The 15,315-nt window shown below is 65.8% G+C and carries 11 protein-coding genes, 1 tRNA gene and 1 other RNA gene; 6 read left to right on the forward strand and 7 right to left on the reverse strand.

The features are described from left to right. Positions 1–63: 63 nt before the first annotated feature. Entirely contained in the window at positions 64–564 is a 501-nt protein-coding gene (gene tsaE / locus FLG15_RS12290) for a tRNA (adenosine(37)-N6)-threonylcarbamoyltransferase complex ATPase subunit type 1 TsaE (protein WP_057678711.1), read from the reverse strand. Further along, positions 561–2,048, reverse strand: coding sequence for a bifunctional ADP-dependent NAD(P)H-hydrate dehydratase/NAD(P)H-hydrate epimerase (locus FLG15_RS12295; RefSeq protein WP_057678710.1), 1,488 nt, complete (start codon positions 2,046–2,048; stop codon positions 561–563). Before FLG15_RS12295 ends, tsaE begins: the two co-directional genes overlap by 4 nt. Before the next feature lie 24 nt (positions 2,049–2,072). On the opposite strand from FLG15_RS12295, the gene queG reads away from it, so the two are divergent. Together queG and xseA are read left to right on the forward strand one after the other, a co-directional pair. Beyond that, on the forward strand, positions 2,073–3,140 hold the full coding sequence (queG, locus tag FLG15_RS12300) for a tRNA epoxyqueuosine(34) reductase QueG (RefSeq protein ID WP_150146422.1): 1,068 nt from the start codon (positions 2,073–2,075) through the stop codon (positions 3,138–3,140). Positions 3,141–3,284: 144 nt separating this feature from the next. Next, entirely contained in the window at positions 3,285–4,622 is a 1,338-nt protein-coding gene (gene xseA / locus FLG15_RS12305) for an exodeoxyribonuclease VII large subunit (protein WP_057678708.1), read from the forward strand. 295 nt (positions 4,623–4,917) lie between these two features. Here xseA and FLG15_RS12310 read toward each other — a convergent pair whose 3' ends face one another. From FLG15_RS12310 to FLG15_RS12325, 3 genes are all read right to left on the reverse strand, one after another. Beyond that, entirely contained in the window at positions 4,918–6,180 is a 1,263-nt protein-coding gene (locus FLG15_RS12310) for a virulence factor (RefSeq protein WP_057678707.1), read from the reverse strand. A gap of 519 nt (positions 6,181–6,699) precedes the next feature. Then, positions 6,700–8,529: a formylglycine-generating enzyme family protein gene (locus tag FLG15_RS12320; protein WP_087944871.1), complete on the reverse strand. Its 1,830-nt coding sequence runs from the start codon at positions 8,527–8,529 to the stop codon at positions 6,700–6,702. Further along, positions 8,521–8,589: non-coding RNA, sX9 sRNA (locus FLG15_RS12325), on the reverse strand. Before FLG15_RS12325 ends, FLG15_RS12320 begins: the two co-directional genes overlap by 9 nt. Before the next feature lie 214 nt (positions 8,590–8,803). Between FLG15_RS12325 and rnd the strand changes: the two genes are divergently transcribed. Beyond that, positions 8,804–9,895 carry a ribonuclease D gene (gene rnd, locus FLG15_RS12335; protein ID WP_150146424.1) on the forward strand — a complete coding sequence of 364 codons (1,092 nt, stop codon included), beginning with the start codon at positions 8,804–8,806 and terminating at the stop codon, positions 9,893–9,895. A gap of 203 nt (positions 9,896–10,098) precedes the next feature. Here rnd and ligD read toward each other — a convergent pair whose 3' ends face one another. Together ligD and FLG15_RS12345 are read right to left on the reverse strand one after the other, a co-directional pair. Beyond that, the gene (gene ligD, locus FLG15_RS12340; RefSeq protein WP_150146427.1) at positions 10,099–12,717 is read right to left on the reverse strand and encodes a DNA ligase D; all 2,619 of its coding nucleotides are present in this window, start codon (positions 12,715–12,717) and stop codon (positions 10,099–10,101) included. 14 nt (positions 12,718–12,731) lie between these two features. Beyond that, positions 12,732–12,908: a DUF3606 domain-containing protein gene (locus FLG15_RS12345; protein ID WP_017156156.1), complete on the reverse strand. Its 177-nt coding sequence runs from the start codon at positions 12,906–12,908 to the stop codon at positions 12,732–12,734. A 218-nt stretch (positions 12,909–13,126) separates the two neighbouring features. Here FLG15_RS12345 and FLG15_RS12350 point away from each other — a divergent pair, with 218 nt between their 5' ends. The 3 genes from FLG15_RS12350 to FLG15_RS12360 all read left to right on the forward strand — a co-directional run bounded on the left by FLG15_RS12350 (position 13,127) and on the right by FLG15_RS12360 (position 15,105). Next, a complete protein-coding gene (locus FLG15_RS12350) occupies positions 13,127–13,528 on the forward strand; it encodes an H-NS histone family protein (RefSeq protein WP_003485983.1) in 402 nt (133 codons plus the stop codon). A 92-nt stretch (positions 13,529–13,620) separates the two neighbouring features. Continuing rightward, a tRNA-Ala gene (locus FLG15_RS12355) sits at positions 13,621–13,696 on the forward strand. A gap of 173 nt (positions 13,697–13,869) precedes the next feature. Further along, complete coding sequence (locus FLG15_RS12360; protein ID WP_244665522.1) at positions 13,870–15,105, forward strand: tyrosine-type recombinase/integrase; 1,236 nt, start codon at positions 13,870–13,872, stop codon at positions 15,103–15,105. Positions 15,106–15,315 lie beyond the last annotated feature (210 nt).

Consider the following 15,315-nt stretch of genomic DNA (forward strand, 5'->3'; position numbering starts at 1 on the left):
GATTCAAGCATCCAACTGTGTGAATTGCAAGGCAATTTCCCTTAATAATCCATAACCTGGCGTTCATTCTTCTCGTGAGGAAGCAAAAAGGGCCTGCAACTGGGGCTGCTGCGACAAGCTTTCCATCCAGGCATGCCCGATCGCACTGCGGCCCAGCAACCGAACGCTGCGGCCTTCGCCAGCCACGGCCAGCTCGACATCCAGATCCACCGGCGGCAGCACCCCAGCACCGCGTTCGGGCCATTCGACCAGCCACAAGCTCGCACTGCCCTCGTCGAGCCCGAGGAAATCCAGCTCGCCGGCATGGCCAATGCGGTAGAGGTCCAGATGCCAGGCTTCATCGCCGGTTGCCAGCGGATAGCGTTCGACCAAGGTGTAGGTGGGGCTGCGAATCGGCCCGGTGACACCGAGCGCACGCAGCAGCGCGCGCGCGAGCGTGGACTTGCCCGCGCCGAGGTCGCCATGCAACTGCGCCACCGCGCTGGCCGGTCGCACTGCGGCCAGCGCTTGGCCCAGGGTTTCGGTGGCCTGCACGTCGTGCAGTTGTCCGTTGAGGTCGATCATGCAATGGCTCCAGCGTTGGAGAGGCGGCGCAGCTCGGGAAGCAGGTCGGTGGGCAGCAGGCCGCGCTCGCCCGCGTGCGCTGCCGCATCGCCGGCACAGGCGTGCAACAACGCGCCAAGGCTGGCGGCATCGAACGGCGAGAAGCCCTGCGCCAGCAATGCCGCGATGACGCCGGTCAACAGATCGCCCATTCCGCCGACCGCCATGCCGGGATTGCCGGCGTCGATGATGCGCGGCAGATGACCTGGCGAGGCGACCACGGTGCCGGCGCCCTTGAGCACGACCACTGCGTCGTAGCGTTTTGCGAGTGCCGCAGCAGCGGCCGGACGATCGCGCTGAATCTGTCGGGTCGAAAGGCCCAGCAGACGGCCGGCTTCGCCCGGATGCGGCGTCAAGATGCGCGGACCACGCGCTGCAACGTCGTTGGCGGCCAGCAGATTCAGCCCATCGGCATCGATCACCATCGCCGTAGCGGCGCCCAGCGCTGCGCGCCACAACGCCTGCGCCCAGGCGTCCTGCCCTAGCCCGGGCCCGAGCGCGACTGCATCTGCGGCCTCGGCCAATGTGGCGATGTCGTCGTCGGCCTGCATGGCACGCGCCATCGCTTCCGGGCAGCGCGCCAACAGTGGCGTGACATGCTCGGCGCGCGTCGCGACCTGCACCAACCCGGCGCCGCTGCGCAACGCCGCTTCGGCGGTCAGCATGATCGCGCCACCGCTGCCGAGATTGCCGCCCACGCACAACACCCGCCCGGATTCGCCCTTGTGCGTGTTACGACGACGCGGGCGCAACTGCGCCGCCAGGGCATCGCCATTCCAGCCGTGGGCGGCTGGTGCGAGCCCGTCGAATGCCGAAACCGGCACCTCCAGCGACGCCACTTCACGCTCGCCGGCATGTTCCAGCGCATCGCCGGTGTAGAGCCCCAGATGCGGCACGATGAACTGCAAGGTCAGTGCTGCGCGTACCGCCGCACCGAAGGCCACCCCATGGTCGGCATCGATGCCGCTGGGCACATCCAGCGCAAACACCGGCACGTCCGCCGCGTTGATGGCGTCGATCAACCCGGCAGTTGCATCGTCCGGTGCACGATTCAGGCCGATGCCGAACAGCGCATCGACGATCACATCGGCCTGCGCCAGCGGATACGGAAACAATTCGATTGCACCACCGACGGCGAGGTAGTCGGTACAGGCGCGCTGCGCCAGGTCCGAGGCGGGGCCGTGTTCGGGCAGGTGCACCACACGGACCTGACGCCCTGCGCGGTGTGCCAGACGCGCCAGCACATAGCCGTCGCCGCCATTGTTGCCGGTGCCGCAGACCACCACGATGCGGCGCGCCTGCGGCCAGCGCTCCAGCAACCACTGCCAGGCCGCCTGCCCGGCACGTTGCATCAGGGTGTAGCCATCGCCGCCGAGCAGCGTGGTGGCCTGCGCATCGAGCGTGCGCGCGGCGGCAGTGTCGTAAAGAGCGAGCGGTGCGTACATGCCGGGAATTCTATACTTGTCGGCATGTCTGCCGCCCTTGCCCGCCCCGACCCTGCCGATGCCGCTGCGCGCATTCGCGTGCTTGCGCGCGAAGCAGGCTTTCAACGCTGCGGCATTACCGGCATCGAACTGGGCGAGGATGAAGTGCATCTGCGCAGCTGGCTGGCAGAAGGCCTGTACGGAACCATGCACTGGATGGCCCAGCACGGCGACAAACGCTCGCGCCCGCAGGAACTGGTTCCCGGCACCCTGCGCGTGTTGTCGGTTCGCATGGATTACGGCCGCAAGGACGACACCGAGGCCTGGAACACCTTGCACGACGGCAACCGCGCCTATGTGGCGCGCTATGCGCTGGGGCGCGACTACCACAAGCTGATGCGCAACCGTCTGCAGAAGCTGGCCGAGCGCATCCAGGGCGAAATTGGCCAATTCGGTTTCCGCGTATTCGTCGATTCGGCGCCGGTGCTGGAGCGCGCATTGGCACGCAATGCCGGCTTGGGCTGGATCGGCAAACACACCTGCCTGATCGATCGCAACGGCGGTTCGTGGTTCTTTCTCGGCGAGATCTACCTCGACCTGCCACTGCCGATCGATACGCCCGCGACCGCGCATTGCGGCACCTGTACGCGCTGCATCGATATCTGCCCGACGCAAGCCATCATCGCGCCCTACCGGCTGGATGCGCGCCGCTGCATCGCCTACCTCACCATCGAACACGATGGCGCAATTCCCGAAGACATGCGCAAGCCGATCGGCAACCGCATCTTCGGCTGCGACGACTGCCAGCTGATCTGTCCCTGGAACAAGTTCGCCAAGCGCACTGACGAAGCCGATTTCCGCGCCCGCAACGAGCTGGATGTGGCGACGCTGCCGCAGCTGTTCGCCTGGAACGAAGGCGACTTCCTGCGCCGCACCGAGGGCAGCCCGATTCGCCGCAGCGGACACGAGCGTTGGCTGCGCAATATTGCCGTGGGCCTGGGCAACGCGCCTGGCACGCCAGAGGTCCTGGCCGCACTGGAAGCGCGTCGCCACGACGACTCGGCGCTGGTGCGCGAACACGTTGGCTGGGCGCTGGCGCAACACGGTCTTTGATCCGCGCAGGCCACTTGTGAGCGTGGTTCGCATGCGGCAGTTGCGGCCTGCACGCGCTTGCGTTGGCCAACGGTGCGGCACCGTTGGCATCGGCATTCGCCAGCCAATCACCCATGACCGTCGTCGCTACGGGATAATGCAGCGATGGCCGACCGCAACGAACAGATCCTCACTCCCAGCCAGCTCAATTCGCTGGCGCGCGACCTGCTGGAAGGCAGCTTCCCGTTGGTGTGGGTAGAGGCCGAACTGAGCAGCGTCACCCGGCCCTCGTCGGGACATCTGTATTTCACGCTCAAGGATGCGCGCGCGCAGATCCGCTGCGCGATGTTCAAGCCCAAGAGCACCTGGCTGAAATTCCAGCCGCGCGAAGGCCTGCGCGTGCTCGCGCGCGGGCGCCTGACCCTGTACGAAGCGCGCGGCGACTATCAGCTGGTGCTCGACCATCTGGAAGAAGCCGGCGAAGGCGCGCTGCGTCGGGACTTCGACGAACTGCGCGCGCGCCTTGCCGCCGAAGGCCTGTTCGATGCCGAACGCAAGCAGGCACTGCCTGCGCATGTGCAGCGGCTGGCGGTGATCACCTCGCCCAGCGGCGCGGCGGTACGCGATGTGCTCAGCGTGCTGGCGCGGCGGTTTCCGCTGCTGGAAGTGGACCTGCTGCCCTCGCTGGTGCAAGGCGACAGCGCTGCCGCACAAATCACCTCGCTGCTGCAACGCGCCGATGCCTCCGGGCGTTACGACGTCATCCTGATCACCCGCGGTGGCGGCTCGCTGGAGGATCTGTGGGCCTTCAACGACGAACGCCTGGCACGCGCGATCGCCGCCGCGCAGACGCCGGTGGTGTCTGCCGTGGGCCACGAGACCGACTTCAGCCTGAGCGATTTCGTGGCCGACGTGCGTGCGCCCACGCCCTCGGTCGCGGCCGAACTGCTGGTGCCCGATCAACGCGAGCTGCTCGCGCGCGTGCGGCGTGCGCAGGCGCGCATGACCCAACTGCAGCAACACGCCTTGGGCAACGCGATGCAACGCGCAGACCGGCTGGCACTGCGGTTGCGTGCGCAGAGCCCGCAGGCGCGCTTGCAACTGCTCCATCGCCGCCAGGAAGAGGCCGGCCGCCAGCTGCGCGCGCGCATGATGCACGTGCTCGAACGCTTGCAGGCACGTGTGCAGCGCGGGCAGACGCAGCTGCAATCGCACAACCCGCAACGCCATCTGGCCGGCTTGCAGCAACGCCTGCGGGCACTGCACCCGCAGGCGGCGATGCAACGCCGCCTGCAGCATGATCAGCTGCAATTACGCAGCATTGCGCGCTCGCTGGAAGCGGTCAGCCCGCTGGCCACGGTCGCGCGCGGCTACGCCATCGTGACCCGCCCTGCCGACGGCAGCGTGGTGCGCAGCGCCGCTGAGGTGGTCACCGGCGAACGCCTGCGCGCGCAGCTGGCCGATGGCAGCATCCAGGTGCGTGTGGAGTCTGGCGAAAGCTGACCGCACGCCGTGCGCAGCACTGTCGTTCCGGCGGCAATGCCGGCGCTGGGCGCTGACATGCACTCGTCGACGGTGCCCATTGCACGCAGTGACACTAGGCTCTGCGCGGCGCGAGAGTGCGCCCTCGAAACACGCCGCAAGGTCGGGCGAATCCGCGATTTCGCTGAAATAGGCTCGCCAGCCGCGCTTCAGCGTCGGGCACCTTCGTTTGTTGAAGGTGCTCAGTGCCAAGCATTGCTTGTCGATCAACCGCTCCGGAAAAGGTTATGCAACGCTTGGCTGGTTGCAAGCGGCATCAGGAACGACTCGTTGTCTGCGCGATCGGCGTCTGCGCTGCGTGCTGCCAGCCCTCCATCAACAGATTGGCCAGCACCACCGGGTCGTGATCGAAGTGATGCCCACCCGGACGTGCCAGCACCTGCACGCCACGTGCGCGCAGCTCCGGGCACAGCGTGTCTTTTTCTTCGTTACCGTAGATGCATTGCAGGCGGTGCGCGTCCAGCGCCTGGATGGCCGGTTCCACATCGCGCTCGGCGTCGTTGTGCCAGCCCAGCCAGCCACCGACGCGGACCTTGAAGTCAGCCTCGTGCCCCAGGCCGAGCAGGCTGACGAACTGCACCGAGGCGCGTTGCTGGGGCGACAGTTCCGGATAGGCGAAGGGCAGCACATCGGCACCGAACGAGTACCCGACAAGGGCGACGTGTTGGATGTGCCAGCGCTGGCGATAGCTGGCGATCACCCGGTCCAGATCCGCACCAACTTGTTGCGGCGTGCGGCTGCCCCAGAAGTAGCGCAGGCTATTCCAGCCCACTACCGACACGCCCTGCTGCTGCAATTGCGCGGCAATGCCTTTGTCCAGCTCGCGCCAGCCACCATCGCCGGACAACATCACCACCAGACGGTCGCTGCCGGGAGCGTGCAGTTCCACCAGCGGCAGATCGCCCAGGCCCTGCGACTGCGCAGCCAGGAAGTGCCCGCGCGTGGCCGCGGCGATCTGCATCGGGCTGGATGCGTCGGCCAGATCGTCCAGGAAGCCCTGACTGGCATTGGGCAGATCGCGCGAACATGCCAGACCTGGATCCTGGCTGCCGGCATCGGCAACCACCGCGCCGCCCAGCACGTCGGGCGCGGCCGAAGCCACCGCCTGGCGCGCCATCACCGCGCCGTCGCCCTGCCCCACCAGCACCGGCGGCAGGAACGCATCGACATGTTCGGCGCGCAACAGTTTCTTGCCCAGTCGCTCGGCGTCGTCGGCCAGCGAGCTGCAGGCGGCTTGGTGCGAGCGCACGCGTTCGCGGTACTTAGCGGTGTCGACCACCGCCACCAGCGCGCCATCGTTGCTCAGCAGGTCGGCCAGCTTCTGGCCGTCTTGCGGATGATCGCTGTCGGGCAGCAGGATCACCATCGCCTTCGGCGTACCCTCCGGGCGAATCACTTCGACCGAACCGTAATGCCCAGCCGTATTACTGTCCTGCAGATGCCGCGCCACGGCATAGCCGCTGCCGCCGATCAGCAGGATCGCAATCACCCAACGAAACATTTTGATCCCCATGCCCATGACGGCAGTCCCTTGATAGCGGTTGCGATTTGACCACAGCAGACACGACCGGTTTCACCGCGAATGCACGCGGTGTTCGTTGCTGTTAAGCCAACTGAATCCCAGCTATTGCGCATAGCGCCTGGTCAGCGCAGCGCGTGCCTGCCGGCGCCCACTGCAACGCGAAGGACCGGGAGCCGACGCCGCGCAAACGTCCGCTCCTGGTTTGTCGCCTTGGGAACGTTGTCGGATGGAAGTAGCGCAATCCAAGTGCGGTTCACACACTCGACTCCCAAAGGCGCTTGCGCGATTGCAGCGCTCTTCCGGCCGTGTTCCTTCCTCGAACAAGAGAGATGCCTCGCTTGTGTAGCCGCGCGCCTCCGCCGACTTTGTCGGAGTGAACGCCTTCCGCCGTGACATCGCAGGACGCAGGGCCGAGCCGAACGCGTTCACGGCGACGGCGACGGCGACGGCGACGGCAAGCCTAATGTTGCAGTCACACCGGACGCGAGCAATGCGCCCACGCGCCACCGGTCGTCGCTAGATTCCGCGTGCCACGCGAAAGCCGATACGGGCGCTGGTAGTGTCCGAGTCCTGCGACTGCCGCCAGGCCGCACGTGTCTGTTGCGGCGAATTGGCCCAGCTGCCGCCACGGATCATGCGTTGCCGGCAGCCCGGGTTGTACCAGGCCGCGCCATCGGCCGGTGCACGGCGGTAGCTGGCGTGCCAACAGTCGGCCACCCATTCGCTCAGGTTGCCGCCCATGTCGTGCAACCCCCAGGCGTTGGCGCGAAAACTGCCGACCGGCGCCGGGCCCCAAAAGCCATCGCCGTAGCCGACGAAGCCGTTGTTCCAATGCCGGCCGCTGCGCGAAACGTCGTTGCCGCCGGTGAAGTTGCCGGCGTCGGCCGGCGGCGAGCCCGCGTTGCCCCACGGGTAACGTCCGGTAGTGCCGGCACGCACCGCATACTCGAATTCGGCCTCGCTGGGCACGTGGTAATGGCGGCCGGTCTGTTCCGACAGCCAGGACGCATACGCTTCGGCGTCGCGAATGCTGACGTGCATCACCGGGCTGTTGGGCGCGGCCTGGGCGCCGTTGTAGTCGGACTGCCAGTCCACCCCGCTGCGGCGGATGAAGTTGCCGCTGCGCTCGTCGTAGACCACCGAATGCCCACGCCGGGTGGCACGCGGGCGCGCGCCGGTGGCGTCGACGAACTGGCGGAACTCGGCAACCGTGACCTCGGTGATCGACAACGCGAAGCCGCGTGCGAAGCGCACGTAATGGGCGGGGCGCTCGTTGTCGGAAGCGCCCGGTTCGGCATCGCCGGCGCCCATCTGGAATGCGCCATGCGGCACCACGATCATCTGCGGCCCGCGCCCGCCGACCTTGAGCCCGTCGGTGAACACCTGCCCGGGCCGGAAGCTGCCGTAATGGGTGGCCAATTCCAGCCGGCGGCGCAGATCGCCGGCCACCGCATCGCCGGGGTCGGCAATGCGCAGCACTTCGGCAAGTTTCTCGCCGGCCGCCTTGAGCCCGCGCGGCGAGGTCAGATCGTGCAGGCCGGCGTCGTGCAACGCGGCGATCTGCGCCCGGCGCACGCGTTCCACCCGCGCGCGTGCATCGGCGATGGTGGGCGCACGCTCGCGTACCTGCCCGGCCATCTGCAGCCAGTAACGGGCACCGATGAAGTCGCTCGCCTGCGCCGCCTGTTCGGCGCGCTCCAGCAGGCCGCTTTCCACGGCGGCCAGGCCCTGTCGGGTGCGCGGGTTGTCCGGATCCAGTTGCGCAGCGTCGCGAAAATTCACCAGCGCGCCATTGCCGTCTTCGCCCAGCCGCCCGCCGCGCAGGTCGTCTTCGCCGGCGCGGTTGAACGCCAGCACGCGCTGCGCCGTTTCCACCTCGCGCTGCAGTGCGCGCACCTTCGGGTCCTGTGGCGCCAGAGCGAGCGCGACGAAGGCCACTTCACGCGCCTGCTCCAACGCGTCGTCCTGGCGCTCGGTTTGTTCGATCAGCGCTGCGCCGCGTTCGAGCAACCGGCCACGCGCCTGCTCCAGGCCACGCCGGCTGGCTGCATCCTTGCCACCGGCGCGCTGCTGGATCGCCAGATACAACGGGATCGCATCGCCGGCATCGCGATACAGGCGGTCTTCCCGCAATGCCTGGTCGGCGCGCTTGCGCACCTGCGCCAGGGGCTCGTCGCCCAGGTCCACCACCGGCGCTTGCCATTGCGCCACGGTTTCGGCGGATTCTTCGCCACCGATGGAAACGTTCGGCTTGCTCGGCACGGCGGCAGGCGCCGGTTGCGGCGCGACCGCAGGTGCGGGCGTCGGCGTGCGCGAACAGGCGCACAGGCCAAGCGCGGCCAACAAAACAAAGCGAGCAGCGCTCGGGCGGGCGTGGCCGGTGCGCATGAACCCAAGCGTACGCATGCTGGATGTCGCTTCCGCACCGCGGCCGCGCCCGCCTGCTGGCTGCGCAGGCGTTTTGCCAGCCGCTCTGGGCGCGACCATTGCCCACGCTGCCATCCGGTCACCGCACTCACCCACCACCTGCTCCTTCCAGTGCTCTGCCGCACGACAGGCGATCGCGACGTTAGGCTATTCTGCGCGCTCTGCGCAAACCCTTGCCGCCGACGGAAATCACGTGCCCCATTGGATCACCCACCCCTCCGAGCTGACTGACCGCCTGCAGGCAGCGCGACCATCGCGTATCGGCCTGGATACCGAATTCATTCGCGAACGCACCTACTGGCCGCAGTTGGCCCTGGTGCAGATGGCCATCGGCGATGAGAGCCTGCTGATCGACCCGCTGATCCCGGGCATGAATGCGGCGCTCAAGGAGTGGTTGACCGCCACCGACATCGTCAAGGTGATGCATAGCGCCAGCGAAGACCTGGTCACGTTCAAATGCGCGTGTGGCGCCTTGCCGCGGCCGTTGTTCGACACCCAGATCGCCGCGGCGCTGGCCGGTGTCGGCGGTGGCATGGGCTACCAGAAACTGGTGAAGGAAGTCACCGGCACCTTGCTGACCAAGGGCGAAACACGCTCGGACTGGATGCGTCGCCCGCTGTCGCCGGCGCAGCTGGAATATGCCGCCGACGACGTGCGCTATCTGTTTGCGATCCACGACGAGCTCACCCGCCGCCTCGCCGAGCAGAACCGGCTGGAGTGGCTGGCCGAAGACGCCGACCGCCTGCTCGCCACGGTGGAGCACGACGATGGCGAGCGCTGGCCGCATGTGAGCCTGCGTGCCGCACAGTTCTTGGAACCGGCAGCGCAACGCCGGCTGCTGCGCCTGCTGCGTTGGCGCGACCTGCAGGCACGGCAGAGCGATCGCCCGCGCAGCTGGATCCTGGACAACGAACTGGCCAGCCAGCTGGCGCGGTTTCCACCCGCCGATCCGGAAGCCTTGCTGCGGCAGTTCGATAAATTTCCCAAGGCGCCGCGCAAGCTCGCCAACGCGGTGTGGGATGCACTCAACACCCCGCTTCCGGACGAAGAGCACGCGCCGCTGGCGCAGGCCGCCACCGACGGCAACAAGGCCTTACTCAAGCGGCTGCAAGACACGGTGGCGCAACGTAGCCGCGAACTCGGCTTGCCGGACGGCCTGCTGGCCTCGCGCCGCCACCTGGAAACCTTGATGGAACAGCGCAGCTGGCCTGCGGCGCTGGGCCAATGGCGCCGTGCCCTGCTTGAAGCACAGCTGATGCCGCTGCTGGACAATACTGCAGCGTAGGATCGCAGCGGTTTTGGCGCGCCAGAGCCGGCAGCGATGCTGGCTCTTCATTAGATGCGGGCGAGCGGTGCCGAACTGGCGAAGGCCGCCTGACGAGCAGCATGGAATGCGCGAGGACGTCGCGCAGCGCCTGCGTCGCGGCGACTTCACTACCGGTCGCGTACGCGCAGCGGCAATGCCGGCATGCTCTGTGCCCAATCACATCACTCCTCGTCCTGCTCCGCCCAGCGCGCCAGGTTCTGCCGGATGCGGTCCATGTCTGCCCAAGGGTCCTTGCGCCGACGGCGCAGCTTCTCCGGGACATCGCGCAAGGTGAACGCATCGGCGCGCTGCAGCTTGGACAGGTCCGACCACGCCAACGGCAACGCAACTGGCGCCCCCGGACGACCACGCAAAGAATAGGAAGCAACTGCAGTGGCGCCACGGCCGTTGCGCAGGTAGTCGACGAAGATGCGCTTGTTGCGCAGCCGCTTGGTGGCTGTGGCAATGAACCGCTGCGGCTCGGCCTGCGCCAGGGCATCTGCAAATCCCTTGGCGAAACGCTTGGTCACCTCCCAGTCGCAGCCGGGATTCAGGGGCACCACCACGTGCAACCCCTTGCCGCCGGAGACACGCAGGAACGATTCCAGCTCCAGCTGTGCCAGCAGCTTGCGGATATCGTTGGCCGCACGTTTGACCTCGGCAAACGGCACGTCCGGGCCAGGATCGAGATCGAACACCACCCGGTCGGCCACATCCGGGCGATCCGCATGCGAGCCCCAGGAATGGAATTCCAGCGCATTGAACTGCACCAGTTCCAACAACCCGGGCGCGTCTTCGACCACCAGGTAATACGCGTTGGTGCCGGTCTCTTCGGTCAGCTTGACCGAGCTCACGCGCTCCAGGCCTGCGGTATGGTGCTTCTGGAAAAAACACGGTTTTTCGGCACCGCTGGGGCAGCGGATGATGGACAGCGGCCGTCCTACGATCTGCGGTAACAGGTGATCCATCACCGCCTGGTAGTAGTCCCAGACATCGCGCTTGGTCGCGCGGATATCCGGGTAGATCAACTTGGTCGGGCTGGACAGCGTGGGTAGCGCAGCCGAGGAAGGTGTGGCAACCGCAGATTTGCGCGCAGGCGCTGTTGCTCGCGTCGCTGCACGTTTGGGCGCCTGGGTTGCGGCGTCTTTGGCAGCACGTTTGTTTGCCGCACGCTTGGCAGACGACGATGCAGCCGGGCCGGCTCCTGCATCGCTGTCGGCCAGATCGGCAATGCGTTTGTCCGGGCGAAGCGCCTTGAACGAGGCCTGGCGCAACAACTGTTGCCCCCCAATGCCGCGATAGAACACCTCCACCACAAAGCGCGGCGCAAACCAGGTGGCGCCGCGCAGGTCGGTGTCTTCGGTGGGAATGTGCGCGGTAGGCTTGCGCCCGCCACCTTCCAGTTGCCGGATGACTTCACGCATCAGGTCATCGGAGAACCCGGAACCCACACGGCCCACGTACAACCAGCCATGCACCGGGTCCGGCGTGGCCAGCAACAGCGAGCCGAAGCCGCTGCGGCTGCCCTTGGGCGCGGTGTAGCCGACCACCGCATAGTCCTGACTGGCCAGTTGCTTGGTCTTGCGCCAATCGTCGCTGCGCCCGTCGCGATACGGGCGATCCGCGCGCTTGGAAATGATGCCTTCGAAGTGCTGTTCGCCGGCCACCCGGAACGCCTCGGTGCCATCGCCTTCAACGTGCGAGCTATAGGCCAGATGCGTGTTGGGTGCAGCCTCCAGCACCTGCTGCAACAGCTGCTTGCGTTCGCGCAACGGCGCCTCGCTGATGTCCACCCCGTCCACGTGCAACAGATCGAACACCGCCAACGCCAGCGGCACCTGGCGCTCGCCGGACAAGGTGGCCTGCAGCAGGTTGAAGTCGTCCTTGGTGCCGCGCCCGGCGATCAATTCGCCATCGAGTTGCGCGCTGCGCAGGCCCAGCGACTGGATGGCATCGGCAATTTCCGGTGTCTTGTCGGTCCACTCCAATGCATTGCGCGACCACAGCCTTACCTTGCCGTCGGTCACAGTGGCCAGGATGCGGTAACCGTCCCATTTGATTTCGTGCAGCCACTGCGTGCCTTCGGGCGGGGACTGCCCCAGCTTGGCCAGCTGCGGCGCGAACGGCGCATCCTCCATCTCGGCGCGACGTGCATTACTCAACGCCAGCGCCTGCTTCGCCCAGGTACCACGCTTTTTCGCCACCGGCGCAGGCACGGTCGTCAGCGCCTTGCGCTGGGTCTTGCCGGCGCCTGCGCGGCGTACATCGTCGGCAGGCGCGGCAGCGACGTCGGCCAGTAGGTCGTCGGCCTCCAACGTGCCGGCGTAGGCATCGTCTTCTTTAAACAGCAGCCACTGCGGCTGCCGCGCGGGCTTGCCCGAGCGCACCAGATGCCAACCGCCCTTGAGCTTGTTGCCGAACAACTCGAAGCGCAGATGTCCCTTGGCCAACTGCGCTTCGGGGTCGCCCGCCGTGGCCCACACGCCATGGTCGAACTGCGCCACGTGCCCGCCACCGTATTCGCCCTTGGGAATCTCGCCTTCGAAACTGGCGTAATCGACCGGGTGGTCTTCCACCTCCACCGCCATGCGCTTGACCTTGGGGTCGTAACTTGGCCCCTTCGGCACCGCCCAGCTCTTGAGCGCATCGCCCAACTGCAGGCGAAAATCGTAATGGCGACGGCTGGCGTGGTGCAGCTGCACCACGAAGATCGCACGCTGCCCCGGCGGCAGGGCCTTGCCCGGCTCCGGCTCGCGGGTCTTGTCGAAGCTGCGCTTGCGGCGGTATTCGCTCAGGCTCATGGCAGACCTTCCGCTTACTTGCCCAGATGCTGGCGTACGCTGGCGGCCATTGGCCCCACCTTCTGCACCGCCGCGCGCAATTCATCGGCACTGACGCCCAGAGTCTTGGTCCAGTACTGCAGCTCATAGGCTTCATTGACGTTGATGCGGTCACGGTCTGGCGAACCGACGTTGCGTTTGTCGTCACTCATGACATGCTCCTGTATCGTCGTGGTCGGGTCTGCTAACGTGAGCCGTCGGCCCAGCAGCACCCGTAGCGACAATGCGAAAGCGTTCGAACAGGCGTCGTGAAAGGCCTGTTCACGCCATGTGCAAGCCCCTGTTGCATAACGGCCGCTCCGGGCCACATGCCATAATGCCGCGCGCCCTACGGGCGGCGTGTCCACTCTTATTCCGAGGCCATACCTCTGTGAGCAATACCTCTTCGAAACTGGATTCCATCGCGCAAGCCAAGGCCAAGCTGCTGGACGAACTGCAGAAGCTGGAAGAACAGGAGAAAACCGAGCGCGCGAGCGAGGCATCCTCTGCGCATGCCACCATCGTTTCCCTGCTCGAGCAGTTTGCCGGTCACTTCAACACCAAGCAGCGCAACGACATTGCCGCTTACCTGGGCACCACTGCCGCGCGCAAGGAAGTGGTCAAGAGCGGCCGCAGCGAAGTGAAGCCCAAGTACGAGCTGCCGCACACCGGCGAAACCTGGTCCGGTCGTGGCCGCACGCCGAAGGCGTTCGCTGCCTGGGAAGGTTCGGTGTCGTACAAGGAATGGAAGGCGAAGAACCCGGACCTCAAGTTCCCGCTGGTTCGCGAGTAAGGCCAACACCCGCACGATCGTGCCGCCTGGCACCGTCGGCCGCGTCCTTCGCTTGGCGAACCGCGCGGCTTGTGGGTAGAATCGTCGCACGTGGGGCGGTAGCTCAGCTGGGAGAGCGTCGCGTTCGCATCGCGAAGGTCGAGGGTTCGATCCCCTTCCGCTCCACCATCTTGCCGTCCTAGACGGTGCAAACGAGGCCAGAAAGCACTGTGACATAAGGCTTTCCGGCCTTTTTTGTTTCCGAGGTAGTCTAGCCGAGACCGCGCAAATCCGGCGGTATCTGGCGGTAATTTTGGCGGTAGCTGGGGCATCCCCTAACCTGTTACCGCCAAGGAGCTACCATGCCTCTCACCGATACCACTATTCGTAGGACGAAGTGTCTCGCAACGCCTCAGAAGCTGCGCGACGGCAACGGCCTGTATCTGCTACTACGACCCGACGGCGCACGCTGGTGGCGCTACGACTACCGCCGCCCGGTCACCGGCAAGCGCAACACCCTGTCATTCGGCACCTACCCCGAAGTGAGCCTCGCAGATGCGCGGGAGAAGCTGGCGGAAGCGCGTCGGCTGCTCGCGGCCAAGGTAGACCCAGGCGAACAGCGGAAGGCCGTCAAGGCCGCTGGGGAGGCCGCCGCAGCGAACAGCTTCGAGGTCATCGCCCGAGAGTGGTTCTCCAAGCAGCAGAAGGATTGGAGTTCCCAGTACGCGGACAAGATCATCCGCCGCTTGCAGAGCGACATCTTTCCCTGGATCGGCAGCAGCCCCATCGCAGCCATTACCGCCCCGGAACTGCTGAAGCACTTGGAGCGGATCGAACAGCGAGGCGCCATCGAGACCGCTCATCGAGCCTTGCAGACCTGCGGCGCAGTCTTTCGGTACGCAGTGCGTACTGGCCGGGCCGAAGCCGATCCTACAGGTGCATTGAAAGGAGCGCTGACTCCCTGGCGATCCATGCCGTTCGCTGCTGCCACCACATCGGAGGAAGCTACGGGCGTGCTGCGGAAGATTGACATCAGCACCAGTCGGCCAGTGGTCAGGAGTGCCCTGCGACTGGCACCGTTGCTGTTCGCCAGACCCGGCGAGCTTGTCCGCATGAGGTGGGCGGAACTGGACCTCGACGCCGGACAGTGGCGCTACTTCGTGACCAAGACCAAGCGCACCCACATCGCCGCCCTTTCGACTCAGGCTGTGGAAATCCTGCGCGACCTATACCCTCTTACCGGACGCGGCGAGTTCGTTTTCCCTGGTGGGCGGGACCCTCGCAAGCACATGTCGGGAAATGCCATCCTCGTAGCCGCCCGCCGCTGCGGCATTGAGAAGGATGAAAGTTCCATGCGCAGTTCATTACTTCGATCCTTTTCACCCCTCAAAAAAGACGAAGAGCGTTTTTGCCTGCAAGCATTTCAAGTACCTCTATCAGGAGGAGTTTCGCTATGTATTTATCCCTACAAGCCCAATAAAGACCCTGCCTCCAATTCACTTAAATCTTGGCCCACTAAAGGACATTGCCGAACTTATCCACAGGAGCTAGCACTCCATAGGCGCACCCGCCCACAGCCGTCATCTGTATCATTTTAAATTTCAATGCGCCGAGGAAATCCTCACGATTGCAAAGGCTATAAGTGCTGCCACGAGAAGACCCATAACCAACTGCACCACAACCAAGTGCCAGGGCTTTTTGCCCAACCTCAATGTCAGCCTACTGGAAAGGGTGCTAATTGCACCAAGTGCAAACATGATAAGTGGGAGTGCAAGCAGTGTTCCCATGATTGACCTCGAAAAATCTGG

Source organism: Xanthomonas phaseoli pv. dieffenbachiae (genome assembly GCF_008639345.1).
Lineage (GTDB): Bacteria > Pseudomonadota > Gammaproteobacteria > Xanthomonadales > Xanthomonadaceae > Xanthomonas > Xanthomonas phaseoli.